This is a genomic window from Brevibacterium sp. FAM 24630, from assembly GCF_049804075.1.
GTDB lineage: Bacteria > Actinomycetota > Actinomycetes > Actinomycetales > Brevibacteriaceae > Brevibacterium.
This window is the reverse complement of the sequence record NZ_JBNBZD010000009.1, coordinates 103,383-127,986: the sequence shown is the minus strand read 5'-3', so window position 1 is coordinate 127,986 and position 24,604 is coordinate 103,383. Positions and strand designations below refer to the sequence as shown.

The window sequence follows — 24,604 nt, the reverse complement described above, 5'->3', positions numbered from 1 at the left end:
GCTGGTGGCTGGTGGCTGGTGGTTGGGTGGGGCGATCCACAGCGGGGCGGAGTGTCACCCGGCGTCGGACGGCGACGGGACGGAACGTCACCCTGCAGCGGGCCGCACCGTCACCCAACGACGGACGGCGACGACGAGCGTGGTGACGAGGCCGATGATGAGGAGCCCGTCGGCGGCGATGTAGAACAGGTGCAGGGCCGATCCGCCGTCGTCGGTGCCGGCGAGCACGGCATTCGTGCGTTCATTGAGCAGGGGGCGGATGACGATGACCTTGATGATGAGGATGCCGATGAGACCGCTGGTCAGGGCTCGATAGACACGGTCGACACCGGTCTTCAGCATCGCCCACAGCAGGATCACCGCGATGACGAGCTCCACCCAGTTCATCGCCCCGAAGACCAGACGCCCGATGCCCAGCCCCAGCGGAATCGTGATCCCCGGGGCGGTGAACTTCAGCGGCGCCTCGATGAGCGAGATACCGATGATGAGCCCGAGCCACACCGCCGGCAGAAGGATGCGTGCTCCCGCCGCGAGCCGGGTGTCCTGAGTGCTGAAGAAGTTGGCCATGCCCAGCATTCTACTCCCGGTAGAAAGGCTGCTCGTGGGGGAGCTGAGGCGGCACTTAGACTGGTGCCCATGCGTCTGTTCTCCAACGCCGTTGTGCGCACCTTTGCGCCCGCCGCTCGCCCCGACAGTGCCGATCCCCACCCGGACGATGCCGCTCGCCCGGACGAATCCACTCACCCCGCGACCGCCGGCCACCCGGATAATGCCGCCCACTCCGACGATACCCGCCCATCCGTCGCACCCGATGCGATCCTCGTCGACGGTGAGACCATCGTCGCCGTCGGCACCCGGGCCGAACTCCTCGACATCGCCGCCGCGGAATCGTCGACGACGGCGGCGCTCGCCTCGGCGGGCGGGGTCGGAGCGACCACGGTCATCCCCGGCCTCGAAATCGACGAGATCGACTGCGGCGGGCAGGTCATCCTCCCCGGATTCGTCGACGGGCACATGCACTCGATCATGTACGCCGATTCCCTGACTGACCTCGACCTGTCCCAGACGAAATCCCTCGCCGAGGCGGTCGCGGCCATCCGTGAACGCGCTGATTCCCTCCCGGTGGGCTCCTGGGTGGTCGGCTCCGGTTGGGACCTCAACAAATGGGACGACCCGAGCTACCCCGACAAGGCGCTCCTCGACACCGAGGTGCCCGATCACCCCGTGGCCATGTGGTCACTCGATCTGCACACCCTGTGGGTCAACGCCCACGCACTCGAGATCGCCGGCATCGACTCGACGACCCAGGACCCGTCGGGCGGCAGTTTCGTGCGCGACGGTGAAGGGCAACTCACCGGCCTGGTGCGCGAGGATGCCACCGATCTCGTCGCCCGATTCATTCCCGAACCCAGCCGCGAGGAACAGGTCGAACGGCTGGCCGTCACACAGAAGCTGTTCCTGTCCCAGGGCCTGACCGGCATCCACGACTTCGACGGCATCGCCGCGACGCTGGGGTGGAACGACCTGCGGGAAGCCGACCGGCAGGACATGCGGGTGACGCTGTACCTGCGCGGCCCTGAGCTGCCATGGGCGATCGAAACCGGGTGGCACACCGGTGACGGTGACGACTGGCTGCAGTGCGGCGGACTCAAGCTCTTCTCCGACGGGGCGCTCGGCTCGCACACTTCGCATATGTCCTCACCTTTCCCCGAAACAGACGGGGACACGGAGAACTTCGGCATCGCACAGATGACCGAGGACGAGCTCTTCGACCAGGCTCGGATCGCCACCGAGGCGGGAATCTCCGTGGCCGTCCACGCTATCGGCGACCAGGCGAATCACCATGTGCTCGGAGTCTTCGAACGTCTGCGCGAGACCACCCGTGCCGCCGAAGAGCGTTTCGGTCGGACCATGCGCCACCGTGTCGAACACGCCCAGTTCATCCAACCGGGCGACGTCGCCCGGTTCGCCGAATACGGGGTGGTCGCTTCGATGCAGCCACGGCACTGCATCTCCGATCTCCATCTGCTCCACCTCGTCGACGAGTCCGCGCAGCTGGCCGCCTATGCTTGGCCGGATCTGCTCGATGCGGGTGCGCATGTGGTGTTCGGCTCCGACGGCCCGGTCGAACCGGCGAACCCGTTTGCCGCGATCTATGCGGCGATGACCAGGGCGAACATCTCAGGGGACGCATCGACGAGCTTTCAGCCCGCGCGTCGGCTCAGTGCCCCCGAGGCCATCCGTCTGCACACGCAGGGGCCGGCGTTCGCCGCCGGTCTGGAAGCGCGGCGCGGCTATCTGGCACCGGGCATGGACGCCGATTTCATCGTCGTCGACACGGATCCGTGCGCGGCCGACGGGCTCAACGCCGACTCCTGCCGGGCCGACGGGTTCAACGCCGACTCCTGTGCGGCCGAAGGGGTGAGCGCCGAGGCGACAGTGCAGGGAACATCGACACGACCGGATCGGGCGGAGGTCGACGGAACCGACGGGCTCCTCGGCTACGATTCCGAAGAAGCCCTGTTCGCCCACGCCGAGGCGATCCGCGACACCCGTGTCGCGCTCACCGTCGTCGGCGGCGAGATCAAATACGAAGCCTGACCGCTGGCCCGGCCGCCCACGCCGAAACCGGCCCCGCCCGGCCGGGCCACTGATTCGGCCAGGCCGAAACCGGCCCCGGCCGCTGACCGTGAAGGATCCCCGCTCATGCCTCGTTCGTTTCTGGCTCAGGCTCTCAAGGTCGATGAGGCCACCCCGGATACCCGCAGCCGCGAAGTCGACTTCCTCCGCGCGGCCGCGATCACCGTCGTCGTCCTCGGGCATTGGACGATCATCGCCGTCAGCGTCGGCGGCGGCATCAACCCGCATGGTCTGCTCGATCAAGCCCGTTGGACGCACCCGCTGACCTGGGTGTTCCAGGTGATGCCGATCTTCTTCCTCGTCGGCGGCTACTCCAACGCTCTGTCGTGGCGCTCGGCGAGGCGGCGGAACATCGGATATGCCGAATGGCTGCGAGCTCGCCTGCGCCGCCTCGGCCTGCCGCTCATCCCGCTGCTGCTCGTGTGGTTGGCTACCTGCGTCATCGCCGTGGCCGCCGGGGCCGAGCCCGGGGCCGTGCAGCTGGCCTCCCAGATGGCGTTGGTGCCGACCTGGTTCCTCGCCGCGTACCTGCTCGTCGTCATCGTCGCCCCACCCTGCCTGATCCTGTGGGAGAAATGGGGATGGTGGTCGATCATCGTCGGCATCGGCCTCGCCGGAGTCATCGACGTCATCAGCATCGCCACCGAGAGCACACTCGCCGGCTACCCGAACTACCTGCTCGTGTGGGCGAGTTTCCACCAGTTCGGCTACGCCTGGCTCGACGACCGCCTGACCAGCCTCAAACGCTGCGCGGCGCTCTTCGCCATCGGCGCGATCGGCCTCGGGCTCCTCGTCGGATTCGGCCCCTACCCGGTGTCGATGATCACGGCAGGCACCGATGCCATCTCGAATTCCTCGCCGACCCGCGTGACCATGGCCTTCCTCGGCATGGCCCAGGCCGGCATCGTCCTCATGCTGAGGCGCCCACTGGCGGCACTGCTGCGCAGCCCCGGTCTGTGGTTCGTCACCGTTATGGTCAATCAGCGCATCATGACCTGGTTCCTCTGGCACCTGACCGCGCTCACGGCACTGGCCAATGTCCTCATCGGCCTTGACGCCGACGCTGTGCTGCCCGAACCGCTGACCGGGATCTGGTGGCTGACCCGGCCGCTGTGGGCCATCGCGCTGCTGGCGATCACCGGAGTGCTCGTGGCGATCTTCGGTCGCTTCGAATCACCGCAGCCCGACGACCGTCCCGCACCCCCGACATGGATGCCGATCGCCGCTTCGGCCGCGATCTGCGCGGGCCTGGCGATCATGGCCGATACCGGGATGGTCGACGGGCACGGTGTGACCTGGATCTGGCCGCTGCTGCCGATCGTCGGCATGCTCGCCTTCGGCGTCGTCCGCCTGCCCGGCCGGCGGACCGCCGAGGACTGAGCACAATGAGACTGACTTCGCCGAGGCGGGCCCGAACGTCGCCCCGCCTCGGCGAATCTCAGATGTGGCGGCCGCCGGAGATCTCGGTGACCGTGCCCGTGAGGTAGCTGGACAGGCCCGAGGCCAGGAACAGCACCACCGAGGCGACCTCCTCGGGTTCACCGGCACGCCCCAGTGGAATGTCGGCGAGCTTCGAATCGATGGCGTGCTGGGGCATGGCCGCGGTCATCGCGGTGTTGATGAAGCCGGGCTGGATCGCGTTGATGCGGATGTTCTTGAACGCGACCTCCTTCGACACGGCCTTCGTCATGCCGACGATTCCGGCCTTCGCCGCCGAATAGTTCGACTGTCCGGGGTTGCCGACCTTGCCGCTGATCGAGGACACGTTGATGATCGACCCGCCGCGGTCCTGTTCGCGCATGAGCGCCGTGGCGACCTTGAGGCCGTTCCAGGTGCCGCGCAAGTGGACGGAGATGACGTCGTCGAACTCTGCCTCGGTCATCTTCCGGATCGTCGCGTCGCGGGTGATGCCGGCGTTGTTGACCCAGATGTCGACGCCGCCGAAGATACTGGTGGCCGCCTCGGCGAGTTTCTCGACGGCATCGAGGTCGGACACATTGCACACGACCCCGGCCGCGGAGCCCTCACCGCCGAGTTCGGTCACGGCCGCCTGCAGGTTCTCTTCATTCATATCGCCGAGGACGACCTTCGCGCCCGAGTCGACGAGGCTGCGGGCCATCGCCAGGCCGAGCCCCTGCCCGCCGCCGGTGACGACGGCGACCTTCCCGGTCAGCAGGCCGGGAACGGCGGTGACCCCGCCGGTTTCGGTGACGGTGATGCCGGTGCTCGCTGCGGTGGTGGATTCGGTCATGGTGATTCCTTTCGTCAGAGACGGGCTCGATCAGAGGTTGAACTGGGGCTTGTGCGCGCCGCCCAGCAGCTGCCGGGCGACGACGACGCGCTGGACTTCGGAGGTGCCTTCGTAGATGCGGAACAGCCGGGCGTGACGGTAGAAGCGTTCGACCGCGGATTCGCGCATGTAGCCCATTCCGCCCTGGATCTGCACGCCCTTGTCGGCGATGCGGGCGAGTGCTTCGGAGGCGAAGAGCTTCGCCGAGGAGGGGCCGAGCTTGCGATCGGTGCCTTCGTCCCAGCGCTGTGCGGCCGAGAGCACGAGTGACTTCGCTGCGGCGGTGTCGGTGTAGATATCGGCGAGCATCGCCTGGACGAGCTGGAAGCGAGCGATGGGCTCCCCGCCCTGTTTCGCCTCGGCGGCGAAGCGGACGGATTCGTCGAGGATGCGGATGGACTGGCCCACGCAGATCGCGGCGATGTGCAGCCGGCCCTTGTTCAGTGAGGCCATGGCCGCGTAGAAGCCCTTCTCCTCTTCACCGCCGATGAGGTTGGCAGCGGGCACGCGGACATCGTCGAAGAAGATCTCCGAGGTCCAGGCGCCCGCCTGACCCATCTTGTGGTCGTGCGGGCCGACGGTCACACCCTCTGCCGTGGTGGGCACGAGGAAGACGGAGATGCCCTTCGACCCGGTGGCGTTCGGGTCGGTGCGGGCGAAGACCATGAGCACGTCGGAGGCCTCGGCGTTGGTGATGAAGCGCTTGGAGCCGTTGATGATGTAGTCGTCGCCGTCGCGCACGGCCTTCGTCCGCAGGCCCGAAGGATCGGAACCGGCCTCGGATTCGGTCAGCGCGAAGGACGCGACGACCTCGCCGGAGGCCAGGCGGGGCAGCCATGCGGACTTCTGTGCGTCGGTGCCGTAGTTGACGAGCACCTGCCCGGCGATGCCGTTGTTCGTGCCGAACAGCGACCGGAACGACGGCGTCGTGTAGCCGAGTTCCATGGCCAGGAGGGCATCCTGTTCGGCGTTGAGTCCGAGGCCGCCGTACTCCTCGGGCAGAGCCCAGCCGAAGAGGCCCATCTCGGCGGATTCTCTGATGATCGCCTCGGGGAACGCGTCCTCGTCCTCGACCTGCGTCTCGAGCGGAACGACCTTCTCGCGGACGAATTCGCGAACTGCGGCGAGGATGTCATCGAGTTCTGTGGTGTCCATGAGTGTGTCTCCTTCGAACGGTGGTCGCTGCGGTGCGGGTGTGTGGAGCTGCTGGTGTGCCGGGTGGGGTGCGGTCTAGAGGGTGTCGAGCCAGTCGCGGATGCGGTCGGAATCGGCACCGAGTTCGGGTGGGGCGAGATCGTAGGAGACCTCGGACTTCGACAGGGTGATCGGATTGCGCACCGTCGGGATGATGCGCTCGCCGCTGCCGGTCTCCACGACAGGTTCGAGACCGAGACTCTTCGCATGTTCGACGCCTTCGGCGATCGTATTGATCGGGGCGCAGGGCAGGCCCGCGGCCGAGAGCTTGTCGAACCATTCCTGTGCGGTGTGGGCTTGGAGGGCCTCGAGCAGCTCGGGTTCGAGGGCGTCCCGGTTCGCGTTGCGGTTCTTCGCGGTGGCGAACCGCGCATCGTCGCACCAATCGGGTCGTCCGACCACCTCGGCGAGGATGGCGAACTGGCCGTCATTGGCCGCGGCGATGATGAGCTCACCGGATTTCGCGGCCATCGGCTGATACGGGTACAGGCTCGGGTGGGCGTTGCCCATCCGGGTCGGAGTGACACCCGCGGCGGCATAGGCGCCGGACTGGTTGACCAGGCCGGACATGGCCGAGGACATGAGGTTGGTCTCGACGAGCTGGCCCTCGCCGGTCAGCGTCTTGTGTGCGACGGCGGCGAGGACGCCAATCGTGGTGTGCAGTCCGGTGATGACGTCGAAGACAGCGACTCCGGCGCGGTAGGGCGATCCTTCGGGGCTGCCGGTCACCGACATGAAACCCGACAGTGCCTGCATGAGCAGATCGTAGCCGGGAAGCGGATTCCGCGGGCCGAGCCCCGTGACCGAGGCGAAGATGACGTCCGGATTGGACTCCGTGACGCCGTCGTAGTCGAGTGCGAACTTCTTCAGACCGCCCGGTTTGAAATTCTCGACGATGATGTCGGCACGGGCCGCCAGCTTCTGAGCGACCTGGAGATCTTCGGCGTCGGCGAAGTCGAGGACGATGTCGTACTTGTTGCGGTTGACCGACAGGTAATAGGTGGCATCGTCGTCGCGCACCGGCGGCGCCCAATGTCGGGTGTCATCGCCCTTGGGCCCTTCCACCTTGATGACCGTCGCCCCGAGGTCGGCGAGCATCATCGTCGAGTAGGGGCCGGCGAGGACGCGGGAGAAATCGACGACGAGCTGCCCCGACAGCGGCCCGGACCCGTCGCGGGGGAGGAACTCCTCGAGGCGGTCGTGGGCAGGGTCGTGGGCAGGGGAGCGGCGGTGATCGTCTGCGGCGGTGGTCGACTGCTCCATCGGCGAATGTCTTCCCGTCTGTCGTGGTCTGGCGGAACCGGCCGCGATCGGCGTTCGGGCGGCGCCGAGTTGCAGCCGGCCGCGATCGGTGTCCGGGCGGCGCCGGTGCGGCGCTGGGGCCGCACTGATATGTGGCTCTGCGACGTCTGTGGCGTGTGTTCGGCCTCATCGTATAACGCAAACAGTAATAATGTACATGCATTACTGCTGATTAGAGTATTGACGGTGTGCTGGTCAGGAGTCGCTCGGGAGTCTGAGCGGGCTCCGGCAAGAGTCCGTCTGGTCAGGGGGTACGGCAGACCCGGGAGCCCGGCGGCCCAGGGAGTGGACCGATTCCGACCGCCTCGGGCGCGGTCGACCGCGAATCAGGGCGGCCAGCTCCAGGGGGAATTCGCAGGTGATTCGTATGATGAATGTGTGGACGAACAACCGAGCCTGACCGAACAGCGAGTTCTGCTGGTGCCTGGGACGCTGATGTCGGCGAAGTCATACGACGCTGTGAGGGCCCATGCCGATCTTCGCGCCGACGGGCTCGACGTCGACGGCGTCGAGTGGATGCTCGACGTTCCCCACTGCGACATCCCTCGTGCAGCAGACTGTGTGGCAGAGAGGATCCGGGGCGGCACAGGGCCGGCGATCCTCGTCGGCCATTCGACCGGCGGCACCATCGCCGCGGTCACGGCACTCAACCACCCTGAGCTGGTCTCCGGGCTGGTTCTCATCAACTCGGGTCCGAATATGATCGGTCACGGCGCTGTGGGCCAGATCCTTCAGACACTGCGCGAGAGCCCGACCGACGAGGTGTGGGAGCGCTTCGCGCTCAAGAACGTGGCGCCGGGAGCGCCTCGGCGCTGGATCGACGACATGATCGAGTTCAGCAGGCGCGCCGGAGCCGCTACGGCGGCCTCGATCCTGCGCAGTCAGGCGCAATTGGACCTGCTCGCCAGTGGTCAGTCGAGCGATCTGGTGGTCGAGGTGCTGCACGGCAGGCTCGATGAGAAGCGGACTCCGGCCAACGCCGAGGAGTGGGAGCGCGTCTTCCCGAACGCTGCGGTCACAGTGATCGACGACTGCGGGCATTCTCCGCACTTGGAGGCGCCGAGCCAGGTGGTCGCGGCCGTTCGCCGTGTCGTCGGGACTCTGCAGCGGACCGGCGTCTGAGCCGCGGGCCCCGGTGCGGGGTTCAGCTGCGTCTGTGACGATCCAGGGTCGAGGAGAGCAGCTGCTTCATCCCCTCGGCGTACCGTGCGGCCATCATCCGCTGCGCCGCGACCGAAAGCGGGGAGAAGGCTCGGAGCAGCGGATGCCCGGGAGCGGAATCCGAGGTGATGCTCAAGATGGTTCACTCCTCCATTGTCCCCGCGGTCGGCGCCGGGCCCGTTCGAGCATGCGCCAGGTTCTCCTTGTCTTCGGTCGCAGACCTGCATACGATGAGACCAGGTCACTGAACGAACGCTCGCTTCACTGCGAGGGCCGCTCGTCGTCTACGGGAACATTGGAGTTCATCTATGTCAGATCGCACCGAAACCTCGCCCCGCTCGGGCCGCCGCTTCGAGGGACAGGTCGCCCTCGTCACCGGAGCCAGCCGCGGAATCGGGTTGGGCATCGCGCAGCGTCTCAACGACGAAGGCGCCACGGTCGTCCTCACCGCCCGCAAGCCCGAGGCGCTGCAGGAGGCGGTCGCGCAGTTCCCTGAAGGCTCCGCGATCGGCATCGCCGGCAAATCCGACGACCCGGCGCACCGAGCGGAGGTCTTCGACACGATCGCCCAGAAGTTCGGCCGTCTCGACGTGCTCGTCACCAACGTCGGCATCAACCCCGTCTACGGTCCGCTCATCGACCTCGACCTCGACGCCGCTCGCAAGATCCTCGATGTCAACGTGCTCGGCACCCTCGCATGGGTCCAGGGAGCCGTCCACCACGAGAAGCTGGGATTCCGCGAGAACAAGGGCCGGATAGTGAGCATCTCCTCGGTCGCAGGTGAGCGCCCGAGCCCAGGCATCAGCTTCTACGGCATCTCCAAGGCCGCCGTCTCCCATCTGACGAGGTCCCTGGCCGTCGAGCTCGGGCCCGATATCCGCGTCAACGCCGTGGCGCCGGCCGTGGTCAAGACGAACTTCGCCACCGCCCTCTACGAAGGACGCGAGGAGGAAGTTGCCTCGGCGTATCCCGTCAAGCGCCTCGGCACGCCCGAGGACATCGCCGCGGCCGTGGCCTACTTCGCCTCGGCCGATGCCGACTGGATCACCGCCCAGGTGCTCACCGCCGACGGTGGCGTCATCACCGCCGGCGGCAGCGCCTGACACACGGGCGCCTGACGGCGGGGCTTCCGACGGCGGGGCGTCTGACGGCGCGGACAGCGCCTGAGGCCGCCGTTGCCGGGTCGCGGAGGCACTGAAGACTCAAGCAGTGGTCGCAATCGGATACTTTCAAGGGCTGAAATGTATCCGATTGCGACCATTTCTCTCTGTGGCTGACAGCTGCGAGGGTCAATTCATCGGCGAGTCCGCAAGCTCTTGCTTCGTCAAGCTCTTGCTTCGTCGTACTCGGCCGGCAGTCCGGTTTCTCCGCCGGCAGTCCGGTTACTCGGCCGGCAGCCCGGCCGCATGCGCGCAGATCTCGCCGTAGCGTTTCGCCACCCCCGCCGGGTCGAGTTCGCCGTCGGGGCGATACCACTGAGACACGCCCGTGCAGATCGTCGTGATCGCCCGAGACGCATCGCGCGGGTGCTCCGTTGTGAATGTGCCGTCGGCGACGCACTCTTCGAGCACCTCGTCGAGCAGCTTCTGCTGCCGGTCACGGGCGGCGATGTGTGCCTGCCGGTGCTGACCCTGAAGGGCGCGGATCTCGCTGAAGGCGATGAACGCCAAAGCCGACTGGTGGGCGTGGAAGAGCAGCAGGCATTCGACGAGGCGGTCGAACCTCGCCAGCGGGGTCTGCGGACCATCGGCCAAGGCTGCGATGCTGCGTTGCCACAGGTCCTCCATGGCCAGCCGGTCGATCTCGGCGAGAATCGCATGCTTCGACGCGAAGTGATGATAGAGGCCGGGCACCGACAGGCCGGCGGCTCCGGCGAGCTGTCGGATGCTCGTCCCGTGGAATCCTCCGGTGACGAATCGCTCGAGTGCGGCGGCGAGGATCGGCGACAGCAGCGGTGTGTCGTAGTTACGCCAGTGGGTCGCGGATGTGTCGCTCACGAGTCGTCCTTGCTCATCAATTGCATCGTCTGAAGTCATCTCTAATCTACGGGCAAATCAGCGGGGAGATGCCCAGGGGATCCCCGAATAGGTGCCCCGCAATCCTCGCACAGGCTTCCGCCTGATCGTCGCGACTGATTCGCGCCCAGCTGGTCGACCACACGCCCGCCTAGTCGACCATGCGCTTGCCCCGTCCGCCACGTGTATGCCCGCTCGGTCGCCTCTTGCGCCCGAAACGTTTCGTGACCTACGATACATTCAACACCGAGCGAGCGATCGGTCGGGCGGGTTAAAACGCTAAATGAGCACCTCCTGCCCGAGTACGACGAGGTACGAAGGACGGACACCTGATGGCAGTCGAAGACACCGCTTCCACGGCACATGTGTGGACGCGAATCTATCCCGCCGGAGTCGGCCAAGACCCGGAGATCCACGACGAATCCGCAGCCCATGCGTGGCGCGCCCGTGTCGCGGCTTCACCCGACCAGCGTGCCGTCCTCTACCGCGGTCGAACCTTCACGACTTCCGACATCGATCGCGAAGCCGAAGCGCTGGTCAGCGGATTCCTCGCCCGCGGTCTGCACAAGTCGTCGATCATCGGCATCTACCTCCAGAACGTCCCGCAGTTCGCCGTGGCACTGCTGGCGGCGTGGAAGATCGGCGTCATCCCCCTCGTCCTCAACCCGATGTACCGCGGCCGCGAACTGCGCGCACTCATCGACGATTCGGCCGCCTCGGCGATCATCTGCGACAAAGGCGACCTCGACCAGGTCCGGACAACGCTGACCGGCAGCTCCGTGACCTGGGTGCTCACGACGAACGATGACGAATACGCCGGCGACACCACCGTCACCTCGACCGATGCAAGCGCGACCCCCGCAACGTCCACCGGCGCCGAGGCGGCCGATCCCGAACCCGGAATCACCGTCGAGGCGTGGTCCGACGTCCTCGCAGCCCACCGCGCCGACGCAGGGACCCACCGCGCTGACCTGCTGCCCGGCCTCGACGATGCCGGCCTGCTCACCTATACGTCCGGGACCACCGGCCCGGCCAAGGGGGCGATCGCCACCCACCGCAACATCCTCGCCGTGGCACGTTCGTACGGGGCGTGGATGAGCCTCGGCGAGGGTGACGTCATGCTCGCGATCGCCCCGCTCTTCCACATCACCGGAGCCGTGGCGTGTGCAGCGACCTCACTCATCCACCCGATCACGCTCGACTTCATCGGCCGCGTCAGTGCGGAGAAGATCGTCACGGCCATGCGTGAAGACGAGGTGACCGTGACGATCGGGTCGATCACCGTCTACAACGCTCTGCTCGAACACGAGACCGCCACCGCCGACGACCTCAGAAGCGTCCGCTACCTCTACTCCGGCGGCGCCCCGGTGCCCCCAGCCACCGTGGAGCGGTTCCGGAACCGATTCGGCCTTTACATCCACAACATCTACGGCATGACAGAAACCGCCTCGGCGGTCATCGGTGTCCCACCGAACACCGAGGCACCCGTCGACCCTGCCACCGACACCCTGGCCATCGGGGTGCCTTTCCCGGGGCTGGAAGCGCGGATCGTCGACGTCGCCGACGGGTCCGTCATCACCGACACCACCGCCGGCGAACTCGAGCTGCGCGGACCGCAGGTCGCGCCCGGCTACCTCGGCCGAACCGAAGCCAACGAAGCGGCCTTCGATGATGGCTGGCTGCGCACCGGCGACGTCGGTGTCATGGATGGCGCCGGCTGGATCTACCTCGTCGACCGCATCAAGGACCAGATCAACGCCTCCGGCTACAAGGTGTGGCCGCGTGAAGTCGAGGACGTCCTCTACGAACATCCGGCCGTGCTCGAGGCCGCCGTCGTCGGCCAACCTGACGACTACCGCGGCGAAACCGTCGTCGCCTACGTCTCGCTCCGCACCGGTCAGCAGGCCGCCCCCGAGGAGCTCATCGCGTTCACGAAGGAACGCCTGGCCGCCTACAAATACCCGCGCATCGTTCACGTCATGTCCGACCTGCCGAAGACGCATACAGGGAAGATCCAGCGCAGACTGCTGCGCAATTCCGGCACCGAGGCGGCCCCGCAGAACTGAGAACCGTGCCGACGCAGAGGCAGCCCGCCCCGCCGTCACTGACAGGCAACCACCTCCACCGGCCGTGAGCGGCAACCACCGACAGACAACCCGCAACACAGGAGAATCTATGAGCGAACAAGTGACCGGACGCCGTTTCGAGGGCCAGGTCGCCCTCGTCACCGGCGCCAGCCGCGGCATCGGCCTCGGCATCGCGCAGCGTCTGCAGGCCGAAGGCGCGACCGTCGTCCTCACCGCCCGCAAGCCCGAGCCCCTGGCCGAGACCGTCGCTGAGTTCCCCGCCGGCACCGCCGTGGGCATCGCCGGCAAATCCGATGACGCGGCCCACCGCGCCGAGGTCTTCGACACGATCGCCGAGAAGTTCGGTCGCCTCGACGTGCTCGTCACGAATGTCGGCATCAACCCCGTCTATGGGGACACCGCCGAAATCGAGCTCGACGCGGCTCGCAAGATCCTTGAGGTCAACGTGCTCGGAACGCTCGCCTGGATCCAGGGTGCGATCGGCCACGACGGACTGCACTTCAAGGAGAACAAGGGCAGGATCCTGTCCATCTCCTCTGTCGCCGGACAGAACCCGAGCGAAGGCATCGGTATGTACGGCGTCTCGAAGGCCGCCGTCGCCCACCTGGTCAAGACCCTCGCCGTCGAACTCGGGCCCGATATCCGCGTCAACGGCATCGCCCCGGCCGTCGTCAAGACCCGCTTCGCCACCGCCCTCTACGAAGGCAGGGAAGCTGAGGTCGCCGCCGCGTACCCGGTCGGCCGGCTCGGAGCGCCCGAGGACATCGGTGCCGCCGCAGCCTACCTGGCTTCGTCGGATGCCGACTGGATCACCGCCCAGATTCTCACCGCCGATGGCGGACTCATCACAGCAGGAGGCACAGCATGAGCCGGATCCCGGCAGAGGTCGAGCAGCTGCGGTCCCGCACCCGCACGTTCATCCACGAGGTCGTCATCCCGGCCGAGCCCTACCCCGGCGACTACCTCGACGAGGCGGTCCTGGCTGAGCTCAAGGCCAAAGCGAAGGATGCCGGTGTCTTCGCCCCGCATGTGCCCACGGAATGGGGCGGCCAGGGAGTGCCGACCGAATTCTGGTCTCCGATCTTCCAGGAAGCCGGATACTCGCCGATCGGGCCCGCCGTGCTGGGCTGCATGGCACCCGACGAAGGCAATATGCACATGCTCGCCCAGATCGCCACGCAGGAGCAGAAAGAACGCTACCTCGCACCCCTGGCAGGTGGCGATGTGCGGTCCTCCTTCGCGATGACCGAACCCCACCCTGGCACGGGTTCCGACCCCTCGGCACTGACTACTCGCGCAGTGAGAGACGGCGACGACTGGGTCATCACCGGGGACAAGCGGTTCATCTCCGGGGCCGAGCTGTGCAGCTTCTTCATCGTCATGGCCGCCACCGACCCCGAGGATGCCGACGGCTCCGCGACCGACGGCTCCGGTGCCGCGCAGGCGAAGAAGGGCCAGGCGGCTACGATGTTCCTCGTCGATCGGGACACTCCCGGGGTGACGGTCGGTAAGCCGATCCATACCGTCGACCGCACGATCGCCGGCGGCCACCCCTACGTCCACTTCGACGAGGTGCGCGTGCCCGCCTCGGCGATCCTCGGCGAAGCCGGCAAGGGATTCGCCTACGCGCAGGTGCGACTCGCACCGGCCCGGCTCACCCACTGCATGCGCTGGTTGGGATTGGCCCGCCGCGCACTCGACACCGCCCTCGACCGGGCCGAGCACCGTGAAGCCTTCGGCGACATCCTCGCCCGTCAGGGGCTCGCGCAGGAGCTCATCGCACAGTCGGTCATCGACATCGAGACCTCCGATGCGATGATCACGAAGACCGCCGAGGTACTCGACACGGACGCGAAGGAAGCGAACTCCCGGTCCTCCATCGCGAAGGTCTACTGTTCAGAGGCCGTCTACCGCGTCATCGACCGTGCCATCCAGCTCACCGGCGGTGACGGGGTCTCCGACCGGCTGCCGCTCATCCAGTACCTCAATGACGTCCGCCCGTTCCGCATCTACGACGGAGCGACGGAGACGCATAAGTTCGCGATCTCCCGCCGCGCCTCGTCGAAGCGCCGTCGGCAGGTCGCAGCCGGAGCGCCGCGCCTCGACATCGTAGAGGAGGCCCGATGACCGAGAAGCTCATCGACGTCGTCGCCACCGTCGCCGAGGCACGCGCACTGTCGGCTCCTCCGCTGCTCATCGTCGACGTCCTCACCGACTACCTCGACGCCCACGGCATCGGGACCGGCCCCGTCCGCTGGGACCGCATCGGCGAAGGCCAGTCGAATGTCACCTTCCGGATCCGCCGCGATGACATCGACGTGGTGCTGAGACGTGGACCCAGGCCGCCGATTCCGAAATCAACCCATGACATGGTCCGAGAGGCGAAGATCCAGCAGGTGCTGCGCGGCCAGGGCGTGGCGGTGCCGACGATCCACCACGTGTGCGAGGACGAATCGGTCCTCGGCGTGCCGTTCTACGTCATGGATTTCGTGCCGGGCACCGTCGTCACCGACACCCTGCCCGACTTCCTCGCCGAGACGGCCGACCGGCAAGCGCTGAGCGAAGCCCTCATCGACCGCCTCGTCGATCTCCACTCCGTCGACGTCACCGTTCCCGAAGTGGCCGCGCTCGGCCGCCCCGACGGCTACCTGCAGCGTCAGGTGAAGCTGTTCTCTGCCCTGTGGGAGAAGAACACTCAGCGTTCCCTGCCGCAGGTGAGCCGCCTCGGCGAGTGGTTGGCTGCGAACATTCCGGTCACTCAGGCACATGCGGTCGTCCACGGCGACTATCGGGCCGGGAACGCCATGATCGCGTCATCCTCGCCGGTGAAGGTGGCGGCGATCCTCGATTGGGAGATGTCGACTCTGGGTGATCCGCTCGCCGATCTCGGATACTTCCTGGCTACGTATACGGATCGCGAGCACACTCGCACGGTCATGGACCTGACCCCCGTGACCGCGGAAGCGGGGTTCCTCAGCCGGGCCGAACTCGCCGCCCGGTATGCGGAGAAGACCGGGCTCGACCTGTCCGTGCTGCCCTGGTATGAAGCCTTCGCCCTGTGGAAGGCGGCGATCTTCAGCGAAGCGATCTACACCCGATGGCTGGCTGGGGAGGCGCCAGCGGCCGGCGGATTCACCGGGGCGTTGGAGACCGGAGTGCCCGAACTCATCGAGGCGGCCGACGCCATCGCAGGCGCCATCGCTTAGAAAAGAGCAGATCAGAGCAGTTCAGAACTACCACCCCGAAGAAGCAGTGGAAAGGAAGCCATGACCGTCACGACCGCAGAGACAAAGGTGCCTCTGCAGCTCAAGCGGCGATCCGTCGTCGCAAGCACCATCGGCAACGTCCTCGAATGGTACGAATGGAGCGCCTACGCGGTGTTCACCCCGTTCATCGCGGCAGCGATGTTCAACAGTGAGGACAAGGTCTCATCCGTCCTCGCAAACGCTCGGTGTCTTCGCCGTCGGATTCCTCATGCGGCCACTCGGCGGCATCGTGTTCGGCAGGATCGCCGACGTCAAGGGCCGGAAGTTCGTCCTCATCTTCACCATGCTCATCATGGCCGGCGGCTCGTTCCTCATCGCCGTCCTGCCCGGTTACGGACAGATCGGGGTCTTCGCCTCGCTCATCTTCCTCCTCGTGCGGGTGGCCCAAGGCTTCGCCCACGGCGGCGAATCGGCGACGGCGAACTCCTATATCGCCGAGATCGCCCCGGCGCGCCGCCGCGGATTCTGGGGCTCCATCGTCTTCGTCGCCATCTACGGCGGCTCGGTGCTTGCCTACACGGTCGGCGGGGTCATCACGAATGTCTTCTCCGAGGCCGCTGTCAGCGACTGGGCATGGAGGATCCCGTTCGCGCTCGGCGGCCTGCTCGCTCTCGTCGCCCTCTGGATGCGCCGCGGCATGGTCGAAAGCGACGTATTCGAAGCCGATGATCAGGCGGAGGCCGTCGCGCCCGTGCCCGTCGACCGGGGGCGGGTCGCCCGCGCCATCGTCCTCGTCGTGCTCATGACCTCCGGCATCACCGCCGCCCACTACACATGGACGTCGTATGCCTCGACGCTGGCGATCACCGAACGCGGCATGGATGCCCAGACCGCCTACTGGGCGACAGTCGGGGCGCAGATCATCGCCCTCGTGTCGCTGCCGTTCTGGGGACTGTTGTCCGACCGGATCGGCCGTCGCCCGGTGCTCATCGGCTTCGGTGTGCTCATGGCGATCCTGCAGTATCCGCTCATGGGCATGATCACCGCCGCCGGCTGGTCTCTGTTCATCGCATCGACGCTGGCGCTGCTCGTCGTCTCGATGGCGGGCGCTCTGCTCTCGGCCGTGCTGTCCGAAGCCTTCCCGACGAAGGTGCGAACCCAGGGAATCGGCTTCGCCTACTCGGTGTCCGTGGCGGTGTTCGGCGGAACGGCGCCCTACCTCAACGGGCTGTTCAACTCGCTTGACCTCAGTTGGCTCTCCAGCGGCTGGGTGATCCTACTGTGTCTTGCAACGATCGTCGCCGTGGTGAAGCTGCCCGAGACCAAAGGCAAGGACCTCAATGCGATCTGAGCCAGTCGTGGGCAGGCGACACCTCTGCCGACAAACGGGTTGATGACCGAAACACTCGTGCACGCATGCGTTTCTCGGCACTCGCCCCGTTTCTCGGCGAGTGGGCGGGGCGCAGACCCGTTTGTCGGCGAGTGGGCGGGGCACAGGCCCGTGCTTCGGCGCTCGCCCCGTGCCTCGCCCCGGGGCTCGGCGAGCGCCGATGCGCGGGCGATGCGCGGGCGGGCGGCGCCGCCGACCAGCGCCTGGACTCGAGGTTTGTCGGGGGTGATTTCATTCACTAGAATCAGAGGCGCAGAGCCAGCAGGCGCGGTTCCACACGGACATCGCCGCGAGTCCTGACCGGTGCTGCGCAGATCCGTGCAGGTTCTGCACACAACTTCATACGCCGCTAAGACATGACGTGGGAGAGCTGCCGGGCAGCCGCGACTGCGCGGGAACGGGCACGCCCCAGCCATCGCTGGAGCACCGGCCGACGCAGAAGCAGCAGACACCGAGCAGCGCCGTAGGTGCAATTCCCTCCCCGGGAAACTCTCAGGCCCAGTACCACCGATTGCAGGCAATTCTGAAGGAGCCGACCGGCCACCTCACCGAGGCGACACTCGCGAACGCGACACGTTGTCGACAAGACGACAGGCAGGCAGCAGCTCCGACAGATCGGGGAGGACTCTCAGTGATCGCTGCGTCCTCCGAACTCGGTGGGCGCGACACCGACCCTAGGACGGCAATTGACCAGTTCACTCGCCCACACGACGCAGGCAACCGGGGACACCGCACGCCCCTTCTCCGACCGCCACATCGGCCCGCGCGCCGACGATGTCACGGCCATGCTCGCCGAACTCGGCTATGACTCCCTGTCCGCGCTCTCCAATTCCGCCGTCCCGGACTCGATCCAGAACGAAGAGCTCGACCTGCCTGAGGGCCGCTCCGAATTCGACGTCCTCTATGACCTGCGCGACCTCGCCGGCCAGAACGTCATGCGCACCCAGCTCATCGGCCAGGGCTACTACGACACGATCACCCCGGCCGTCATCCGCCGCAACCTCGTCGAGAACCCCGCCTGGTACACCGCCTACACCCCCTACCAGCCCGAGATCTCCCAGGGCCGGCTCGAAGCGCTGCTGAACTTCCAGCAGGTCGTCCAGGACCTCACCGGCCTCGACATCGCCAACGCCTCCCTCCTCGATGAGGCCACCGCCGTCGCCGAGGCGGTCCTGCTCATGCGTCGAGCCGTGAAGAAGGGGACGACCGTCGTCCTCGACTCCGAACTCCACCCGCAGACCATCGCCGTCGTCCGCGCCCGCGCCAAGGCCATGGACTTCCGCATCACCGTCGCCGACCTCTCCGAGGGCCTCGTCGGCGAAGACATCTTCGGCATCGTCTGCGCTCAGCCCGGCACCACCGGTGCCATCCGCGACTTCTCCGAGGCAGTCACCGGCGCTCACGACCGCGGTGCGCTCGTCACCTTCGCAGCCGACCTGCTCGCGCTGACCCTGCTCAAGGAGCCGGGAAGCCAGGGCGCCGACATCGCCGTGGGCTCGGCCCAGCGCTTCGGTGTGCCCCTGTTCTTCGGCGGACCCCACGCCGGCTTCATGGCCGTGAGGTCCGGTCTCCAACGTCAGCTGCCCGGCCGCCTCGTCGGAGTCTCCAAGGACGCCCAGGGCAAGCCCGGCTACCGTCTGGCCCTGCAGACCCGTGAACAGCACATCCGCCGTCAGAAGGCGACGAGTAACATCTGCACCGCCCAGGCCCTGCTGGCCAATGTCGCCTCGATGTACGCCGTCTACCACGGCCCCATCGGCCTGACCCGCATCGCCTCCCGCATCCACCGGCTCGCCCACGCGTTCGCAGGTGCCGCGGACACCGCCCCCGGCGCCGAGGTGGCCACCTGGGAGTTCTTCGACACCGTCGCCCTGCGTGTGGCCGATGCCGAAGCCGCCCGCGCCGTCGCCGACCAGGCCGGATTCAACATCCGCGTCATCGACAGCAGGACCGTCGGCGTCTCCTTCGGCGAACCCCACACGGTCGCCGATGTCAACGGTCTGCTCGAGGCTCTGGGCATCTACGCCCGAGTCGATGAGTCCGAGTTCGAAGCCGCCTCGGCGGGGACTTTCGGTGCCAACGCCGTGCCCGAACCCGCATTCGACGCGAAGTTCCACCGCGACACCGAATTCCTCACCCACCCCGTCTTCAGTGCCCACGGCTCCGAGACCTCGATGATGCGCTACCTGCGCACTCTCGCCGACCGGGACCTCGCCCTGGACCGGACGATGATCCCGCTGGGCTCGTGCACGATGAAGCTCAACGCCGCCGCAGAGATGGAATCCATCACCTGGCCGGAATTCGCCTCCATCCACCCCTTCGCCCCGGCCGAGCAGACGCAGGGCTGGCGCGCCCTCATCAGCCGCCTCGAGGACTCGCTCGTCGCTGTCACCGGCTACGACCGCGTGTCTCTGCAGCCCAATGCCGGCTCCCAGGGCGAGCTGGCCGGACTGCTCGCCATCCGCAGCTACCACGTCGCCAACGGCGATGACGCCCGCACCGTTGTCCTCATCCCGCAGTCGGCGCACGGCACGAACGCCGCCTCCGCGGTGCTCGCAGGACTGCAGGTCCAGGTCGTCGGCACCGCTGACGACGGATCGGTGGACATGGACGATCTCGATGCGAAGATCTCCAAGCACGAAGGCAAGATCGCCGGCATCATGATCACCTACCCCTCCACCCACGGTGTCTTCGAACCGCAGGTGCGCGAGGTGTGCGAGAAGGTCCACGCCGCCGGCGGCCAGGTCTACGTCGACGGTGCGAACCTCAACGCCATGGTCGGACTCGCCAAACCCGGTGAGTTCGGCGGCGACGTCTCCCACCTCAACCTGCACAAGACCTTCTGCATCCCGCACGGAGGCGGCGGGCCCGGTGTCGGACCGGTCGCCGTGCGCGAACACCTCGCCCCGTATCTGCCCGGCGACGCCACCTCCGCCGAGCTCGTCGCCGGGGATCCGAACGCCAAGGAACTGCCGATCTCCGGATCGATGTTCGGCTCCGCCGGCGTCCTGCCCATCAGCTTCGCCTACCTCGAGCTCATGGGCGCCGAAGGCCTGCGCGAAGCCTCCCGGGCCGCGCTGCTGGGCGCGAACTACCTCGCGAAGAAGCTCGGCGACGTGTACCCGATCCTCTACTCGGGGGAGAACGGCCTCGTCGGCCACGAAACGATCCTCGATCTGCGCGCGATCACCTCGGCGACGGGAGTCACCGCCGAGGATGTGGCCAAGCGTCTCATCGACTTCGGCTTCCATGCTCCGACGCTGGCGTTCCCGGTGCCCGGCACCCTCATGGTCGAACCGACCGAATCCGAGGACAAGGCCGAACTCGACCGCTTCATCGAAGCGATGCGCACCATCCGCGCCGAGATCGACGAGATCGGCACGTCGTACTCCTACGAGGAATCGCCGCTGGTCGGAGCCCCGCACCCGGCGACCGTCGTGATGGATGGCTGGGACGGCAAGTACAGCCGTGAGACCGCGGTGTTCCCGGCACCCGGGCTGCGCCTGACGAAGTACTTCCCGCCCGTCAGCCGCATCGACGGAGCCTACGGCGACCGCAATCTGGTGTGCTCCTGCCCGCCGCCAGAGGCCTTCGAAGAGTTCGAGGAAGAGGACAAGTGATGACTGAGAACACGCAGGGCGCCAACGCCCAGACCAAAGAGACCCCGCTGCACGCGATCCACGCCGAACTCGGTGCCTCGTTCACCGACTTCGGCGGCTGGGACATGCCGCTGAAGTACGGTTCGGAACTCGCCGAACACCGTGCCGTGCGCGAGGCCGCCGGCCTCTTCGACCTCTCCCACATGGGTGAGGTGCGCATCAGCGGTGCGGACGCCGCCGCCTTCCTCGACTACGCGCTCGTGGCGAAGTACTCGAAGATGAAGATCGGCAAGGCCAGGTACGGTGTCCTCGTCAACGAGGGCGGGTACATCCTCGACGACCTCATCACCTACCGCATCGGCGAGGAGGAATTCCTCATCGTCCCCAATGCTTCGAACACGCCCGCCGTGGTCGCAGCCCTCAAGGACCGGGTCCAGGCCTTCGTCCGGGACGAGGCCCCCGGGGCCGATGTGCATCTGGTCGACGAGTCCGACGCCACCGCTCTCATCGCCGTGCAGGGACCGAACTCGGAGGCGATCATCCTCCGCGCCCTCGACGAGAGCGCTCATGGCGAATTCGGTCCGCGCACCGGGGCCGGCGACCCGGCGAAGGCCGAGGCCACCGGCGATGCCGAGGGGTCAGCCGCCTCGGCGGAGGCGGACACGGTCACCATCGGTGAGACCGTGCGCGAACTCAAGTACTACGCGTGGATGCCGCTGACGATCGCCGGGATCGACCTCATGCTCGCTCGCACCGGGTACACCGGTGAGGACGGGTTCGAACTCTATGCCCCGAACATCGGCGCCGCCCGCCTGTGGGAGACCCTGGTGACCTCGGGCGTCGACTACGGGCTCGTGCCGTGCGGGCTGGCCGCACGCGACTCGCTGCGCCTGGAAGCGGGAATGCCGCTCTACGGCAACGAACTCGACGAGAACACCACGCCCTACGACGCGGGGCTGGGCCGGATGATCGGGTTCAAGACGAAGGAGAACTTCTTCGCCCGTGAGGCTCTGGCCGCGCTCGGGGAGACCGAACCGCCGCGCGTGCTCGTCGGACTGACCTCGGAGGGACGCCGAGCCGCACGCTCCGGCGCCGCCGTGTCCGTCGACGGCACCGAGGTCGGCACCGTCACCTCCGGTCAGCCCTCGCCGACCCTCGGCCACCCCATCGCTCTGGCCTATGTCGACCGGTCCGCCGCCGAGGTGGGAACCGCCGTGACCGTGGACATCCGCGGCAAGGCGCACGACTTCACCGTCACCGAACTGCCGTTCTACAAACGCCCGTCGAACTGAGTCCACTCGGGCGAAGCCGGTGACTCGTACACTGGTCTCACCTGCCACAACAACGTCGCGGCCTCCGCTGTCTGCCGGGGGCCGCAGAGAAGGAAGAAACATGGCACAGCTGCCCCCGCTCCCTGAAAAATACACCTACTCGGCCGAGCACGAGTGGGTCGACGGCGCCGCCGATGCGCTCGTCGGCACGACCGTCAAGGTCGGTATCACGGCGGTCGCCGCCGACGCCCTCGGCGAGGTCGTCTACGTCGACCTGCCCGAGGTCGGCGACACGATCACCGCTGGTGAGACCTGTGGAGAGGTCGAATCGACGAAGTCCGTGTCCGACCTCTACACCCCGGTGTCCGGTGAGGTCGTCACCATCAACGAGGCGGCCGTGGACTCACCCGGTCTGCTCAACTCCGACCCCTACGGCGAGGGCTGGCTGTTCGAGGTCAGCGTGACCGAAGTCGGCGAAGTCATGGACGCCGCCGCCTACGCCGAGGCGAACTCTCTCTGAGTCACACCCCTACGCGGGGTACTCGGGGAAACCTCCCGGGATCGGCGGCGAGCACATCCGTGTGCACGCCCGGTCGCGGAAACACCCTCAGATCGGGGTCGGTCGAGGTCGGTGCGGGCGTCAGCGTCCGCACCGGCTCGCCGGGCATGTGAGCGTGCCCGGTCCTTCGGCCGGCCCCGTCGTCATCCCACCAGAAACGAAGTGATTGCCATGCCATTGAGTGTCTTCGACCTCTTCACCGTCGGCATCGGACCCTCGAGCTCGCACACCGTCGGACCGATGCGAGCGGGCTCGAGCTTCATCCACCTCCTCGGCGATGCGCTGGGATCCGTTGCGGACCTGCGCGTCGACGTGTTCGGATCCCTGGCCGCCACCGGTGCCGGCCACGGAACCTTCGACGCCATCCTCATCGGCCTCGAAGGCTGCCGACCGGACCTCATCGAAGCCAACGAACTCACCGCCCGCCGGACACGGATGTCCGAGACCGGGACGATCATCCTCGGCGATTCCACCGGCAACGGAGTCGAGATCGCCCTCACCGAAGACGCCATGGTCAAGCGGCCGCTGACCGTCCTCCCGCGCCACACAAACGCCCTGACCATCACCGCCTTCGACTCCACGGGCCAGACCCTGGCCGAAGAGACCTACTACTCCGTCGGAGGCGGGTTCGTCACCTCGGAGACCGAATTCCTCGAGAAGGAGAAGTCCGCCGAGGCGGGGGCAGAAGACGGTCCCGAGAGTTCGGAATTCGCGGTCGCCGATTCGGTCGTCGAAGCCGAACTCGAGTCCTACAGCGAAGAGCTGCCGTACCCGTTCCATTCCGGGGCCGAACTGCTCGAACGCTGCCGCGAGAACGACATGTCGATCGCCGAGATCATGCACGCGAACGAACTGTCGATGTGGGACGAAGACGAGATCCGGCACGGGCTGCTCCACATCTATTCGGTGATGGAGGAGTGCGCCTCGGCGTCCTTGGACCGTTCCGGCTACCTGCCCGGCGGGCTCAAGGTCCGCCGGCGCGCCCACGACTGGTATCTCAAGCTCAAGGCCGAGGACCCGAACCACGATCCGGGGTACTACCTCGAATGGGTCAACCTCATCGCCATGGCCGTCAACGAGGAGAACGCTTCGGGCGGACGCGTCGTCACCGCGCCGACGAACGGGGCAGCCGGGATCATCCCGGCCGTGCTGCACTACGCGCTCAACTACGTGCCGTCTGTGGCCGAAGGCGGTGAAGCCGCGAAGCACCGAGCCATCATCGACTTCCTGCTCACTGCGGCGGCGATCGGCGTCCTCTACAAGGAACGCGCGTCGATCTCCGGTGCCGAGGTCGGCTGCCAGGGTGAGGTCGGATCCGCCTCGTCGATGGCGGCCGGGGGACTGGCCGCGGTCATGGGCGGTACGCCCGAGCAAGTGGAGAACGCCGCCGAGATCGCGATGGAACACAACCTGGGCCTGACCTGCGACCCGATCTCCGGGCTCGTGCAGGTCCCTTGCATCGAACGCAATGCGATCGCGGCAGGCAAGGCGATCAACGCCTCCCGCATGGCGCTGTGGGGCGACGGCCAGCACCGGGTCAGCCTCGACGAGGTCATCGAGACGATGCGCCAGACCGGTGCCGACATGTCCTCGAAGTACAAGGAGACAGCGCTCGGCGGCCTCGCCGTCAACGTCGTCGAGTGCTGAGGGCCGCCGGGGCGTCGGCCAGCAGGATTCCTTGCTGTCCCAATTCGATGATGGTGACGTGGAACACGTGGAACCCAAGTTCCAGAAGTCGATAAATGTAACGAAACGATAACGAACATCCGGCCCGTCATGAGCGCGAAGGAGCCCCCCGTCACATCCCAGAGATGCCATGGGGAAGGCCGGGTCTGTTACATGCCGGCAGGCGGCGCTGATCGTTGTCAAAGTGCCCCTGATTCGACGGGT

19 protein-coding genes are annotated in these 24,604 nt (G+C 67.0%); 13 read left to right on the top strand and 6 right to left on the bottom strand.

Going from position 1 to position 24,604, the window contains the following annotated elements; genetic code table 11:
• Positions 1 to 87: 87 nt before the first annotated feature.
• Positions 88 to 567, bottom strand: a complete 480-nt coding sequence (locus ACPUD7_RS09065) for a hypothetical protein (protein ID WP_135540696.1) — start codon at positions 565 to 567, stop codon at positions 88 to 90.
• Positions 568 to 636: 69 nt separating this feature from the next.
• On the opposite strand from ACPUD7_RS09065, the gene ACPUD7_RS09060 reads away from it, so the two are divergent.
• Positions 637 to 2,601, top strand: a complete 1,965-nt coding sequence (locus ACPUD7_RS09060; protein WP_425119713.1) for an amidohydrolase — start codon at positions 637 to 639, stop codon at positions 2,599 to 2,601.
• Between the two features lie 105 nt (positions 2,602 to 2,706).
• A complete protein-coding gene (locus ACPUD7_RS09055; protein WP_425119712.1) occupies positions 2,707 to 4,020 on the top strand; it encodes an acyltransferase family protein in 1,314 nt (437 codons plus the stop codon).
• Positions 4,021 to 4,078: 58 nt separating this feature from the next.
• On the opposite strand, the gene fabG is transcribed toward ACPUD7_RS09055, so the two are convergent.
• From fabG to ACPUD7_RS09040, 3 genes are all read right to left on the bottom strand, one after another.
• Positions 4,079 to 4,891: a 3-oxoacyl-ACP reductase FabG gene (fabG, locus tag ACPUD7_RS09050; RefSeq protein WP_425119711.1), complete on the bottom strand. Its 813-nt coding sequence runs from the start codon at positions 4,889 to 4,891 to the stop codon at positions 4,079 to 4,081.
• Positions 4,892 to 4,921: 30 nt separating this feature from the next.
• The gene (locus ACPUD7_RS09045) at positions 4,922 to 6,085 is read right to left on the bottom strand and encodes an acyl-CoA dehydrogenase family protein (protein ID WP_425119710.1); all 1,164 of its coding nucleotides are present in this window, start codon (positions 6,083 to 6,085) and stop codon (positions 4,922 to 4,924) included.
• 75 nt (positions 6,086 to 6,160) lie between these two features.
• Entirely contained in the window at positions 6,161 to 7,387 is a 1,227-nt protein-coding gene (locus ACPUD7_RS09040) for a CaiB/BaiF CoA transferase family protein (RefSeq protein WP_425119709.1), read from the bottom strand.
• Positions 7,388 to 7,804: 417 nt separating this feature from the next.
• Between ACPUD7_RS09040 and ACPUD7_RS09035 the strand changes: the two genes are divergently transcribed.
• Positions 7,805 to 8,548: an alpha/beta fold hydrolase gene (locus tag ACPUD7_RS09035; RefSeq protein WP_425119708.1), complete on the top strand. Its 744-nt coding sequence runs from the start codon at positions 7,805 to 7,807 to the stop codon at positions 8,546 to 8,548.
• 22 nt (positions 8,549 to 8,570) lie between these two features.
• On the opposite strand, the gene ACPUD7_RS09030 is transcribed toward ACPUD7_RS09035, so the two are convergent.
• Positions 8,571 to 8,723 (bottom strand): hypothetical protein, encoded by a 153-nt coding sequence (locus ACPUD7_RS09030; protein ID WP_425119707.1) that lies wholly within the window; start codon positions 8,721 to 8,723, stop codon positions 8,571 to 8,573.
• Between the two features lie 172 nt (positions 8,724 to 8,895).
• Between ACPUD7_RS09030 and ACPUD7_RS09025 the strand changes: the two genes are divergently transcribed.
• A complete protein-coding gene (locus tag ACPUD7_RS09025) occupies positions 8,896 to 9,690 on the top strand; it encodes an SDR family oxidoreductase (protein ID WP_425119706.1) in 795 nt (264 codons plus the stop codon).
• Between the two features lie 279 nt (positions 9,691 to 9,969).
• On the opposite strand, the gene ACPUD7_RS09020 is transcribed toward ACPUD7_RS09025, so the two are convergent.
• Complete coding sequence (locus ACPUD7_RS09020; RefSeq protein WP_425119705.1) at positions 9,970 to 10,584, bottom strand: TetR/AcrR family transcriptional regulator; 615 nt, start codon at positions 10,582 to 10,584, stop codon at positions 9,970 to 9,972.
• 350 nt (positions 10,585 to 10,934) lie between these two features.
• On the opposite strand from ACPUD7_RS09020, the gene ACPUD7_RS09015 reads away from it, so the two are divergent.
• The 9 genes from ACPUD7_RS09015 to ACPUD7_RS08975 all read left to right on the top strand — a co-directional run bounded on the left by ACPUD7_RS09015 (position 10,935) and on the right by ACPUD7_RS08975 (position 24,361).
• Positions 10,935 to 12,668 carry a class I adenylate-forming enzyme family protein gene (locus ACPUD7_RS09015; RefSeq protein WP_425119704.1) on the top strand — a complete coding sequence of 578 codons (1,734 nt, stop codon included), beginning with the start codon at positions 10,935 to 10,937 and terminating at the stop codon, positions 12,666 to 12,668.
• A gap of 109 nt (positions 12,669 to 12,777) precedes the next feature.
• On the top strand, positions 12,778 to 13,557 hold the full coding sequence (locus ACPUD7_RS09010; protein WP_425119703.1) for an SDR family oxidoreductase: 780 nt from the start codon (positions 12,778 to 12,780) through the stop codon (positions 13,555 to 13,557).
• Positions 13,554 to 14,816 (top strand): acyl-CoA dehydrogenase family protein, encoded by a 1,263-nt coding sequence (locus ACPUD7_RS09005; RefSeq protein WP_425119702.1) that lies wholly within the window; start codon positions 13,554 to 13,556, stop codon positions 14,814 to 14,816. Before ACPUD7_RS09010 ends, ACPUD7_RS09005 begins: the two co-directional genes overlap by 4 nt.
• Positions 14,813 to 15,895 carry a phosphotransferase family protein gene (locus tag ACPUD7_RS09000; protein WP_425119701.1) on the top strand — a complete coding sequence of 361 codons (1,083 nt, stop codon included), beginning with the start codon at positions 14,813 to 14,815 and terminating at the stop codon, positions 15,893 to 15,895. Before ACPUD7_RS09005 ends, ACPUD7_RS09000 begins: the two co-directional genes overlap by 4 nt.
• Positions 15,896 to 16,103: 208 nt before the next feature.
• Entirely contained in the window at positions 16,104 to 17,246 is a 1,143-nt protein-coding gene (locus ACPUD7_RS08995; protein ID WP_240689930.1) for an MFS transporter, read from the top strand.
• Between the two features lie 725 nt (positions 17,247 to 17,971).
• Positions 17,972 to 20,905 carry an aminomethyl-transferring glycine dehydrogenase gene (gene gcvP / locus ACPUD7_RS08990; protein WP_425119700.1) on the top strand — a complete coding sequence of 978 codons (2,934 nt, stop codon included), beginning with the start codon at positions 17,972 to 17,974 and terminating at the stop codon, positions 20,903 to 20,905.
• Positions 20,905 to 22,176, top strand: coding sequence for a glycine cleavage system aminomethyltransferase GcvT (locus tag ACPUD7_RS08985; protein WP_425119699.1), 1,272 nt, complete (start codon positions 20,905 to 20,907; stop codon positions 22,174 to 22,176). The genes gcvP and ACPUD7_RS08985 overlap by 1 nt, the downstream gene beginning before the upstream one ends.
• 100 nt (positions 22,177 to 22,276) lie before the next feature.
• Complete coding sequence (gene gcvH / locus ACPUD7_RS08980; RefSeq protein WP_135540726.1) at positions 22,277 to 22,675, top strand: glycine cleavage system protein GcvH; 399 nt, start codon at positions 22,277 to 22,279, stop codon at positions 22,673 to 22,675.
• A gap of 210 nt (positions 22,676 to 22,885) precedes the next feature.
• Positions 22,886 to 24,361 (top strand): L-serine ammonia-lyase, encoded by a 1,476-nt coding sequence (locus ACPUD7_RS08975; protein ID WP_425119698.1) that lies wholly within the window; start codon positions 22,886 to 22,888, stop codon positions 24,359 to 24,361.
• The last annotated feature ends 243 nt before the right edge of the window (positions 24,362 to 24,604 follow it).

What these genes read in the sequence shown, in the direction of transcription:
- ACPUD7_RS09065 (WP_135540696.1), bottom strand. Translation starts at nt 567, where the DNA reads ATGGCCAACTTCTTCAGCACTCAGGACACCCGGCTCGCGGCGGGAGCA.
- ACPUD7_RS09060 (WP_425119713.1), top strand. Translation starts at nt 637, where the DNA reads ATGCGTCTGTTCTCCAACGCCGTTGTGCGCACCTTTGCGCCCGCCGCT.
- ACPUD7_RS09055 (WP_425119712.1), top strand. Translation starts at nt 2,707, where the DNA reads ATGCCTCGTTCGTTTCTGGCTCAGGCTCTCAAGGTCGATGAGGCCACC.
- fabG (WP_425119711.1), bottom strand. Translation starts at nt 4,891, where the DNA reads ATGACCGAATCCACCACCGCAGCGAGCACCGGCATCACCGTCACCGAA.
- ACPUD7_RS09045 (WP_425119710.1), bottom strand. Translation starts at nt 6,085, where the DNA reads ATGGACACCACAGAACTCGATGACATCCTCGCCGCAGTTCGCGAATTC.
- ACPUD7_RS09040 (WP_425119709.1), bottom strand. Translation starts at nt 7,387, where the DNA reads ATGGAGCAGTCGACCACCGCCGCAGACGATCACCGCCGCTCCCCTGCC.
- ACPUD7_RS09025 (WP_425119706.1), top strand. Translation starts at nt 8,896, where the DNA reads ATGTCAGATCGCACCGAAACCTCGCCCCGCTCGGGCCGCCGCTTCGAG.
- ACPUD7_RS09015 (WP_425119704.1), top strand. Translation starts at nt 10,935, where the DNA reads ATGGCAGTCGAAGACACCGCTTCCACGGCACATGTGTGGACGCGAATC.
- ACPUD7_RS09010 (WP_425119703.1), top strand. Translation starts at nt 12,778, where the DNA reads ATGAGCGAACAAGTGACCGGACGCCGTTTCGAGGGCCAGGTCGCCCTC.
- ACPUD7_RS09005 (WP_425119702.1), top strand. Translation starts at nt 13,554, where the DNA reads ATGAGCCGGATCCCGGCAGAGGTCGAGCAGCTGCGGTCCCGCACCCGC.
- ACPUD7_RS09000 (WP_425119701.1), top strand. Translation starts at nt 14,813, where the DNA reads ATGACCGAGAAGCTCATCGACGTCGTCGCCACCGTCGCCGAGGCACGC.
- ACPUD7_RS08985 (WP_425119699.1), top strand. Translation starts at nt 20,905, where the DNA reads ATGACTGAGAACACGCAGGGCGCCAACGCCCAGACCAAAGAGACCCCG.
- gcvH (WP_135540726.1), top strand. Translation starts at nt 22,277, where the DNA reads ATGGCACAGCTGCCCCCGCTCCCTGAAAAATACACCTACTCGGCCGAG.
- ACPUD7_RS08975 (WP_425119698.1), top strand. Translation starts at nt 22,886, where the DNA reads ATGCCATTGAGTGTCTTCGACCTCTTCACCGTCGGCATCGGACCCTCG.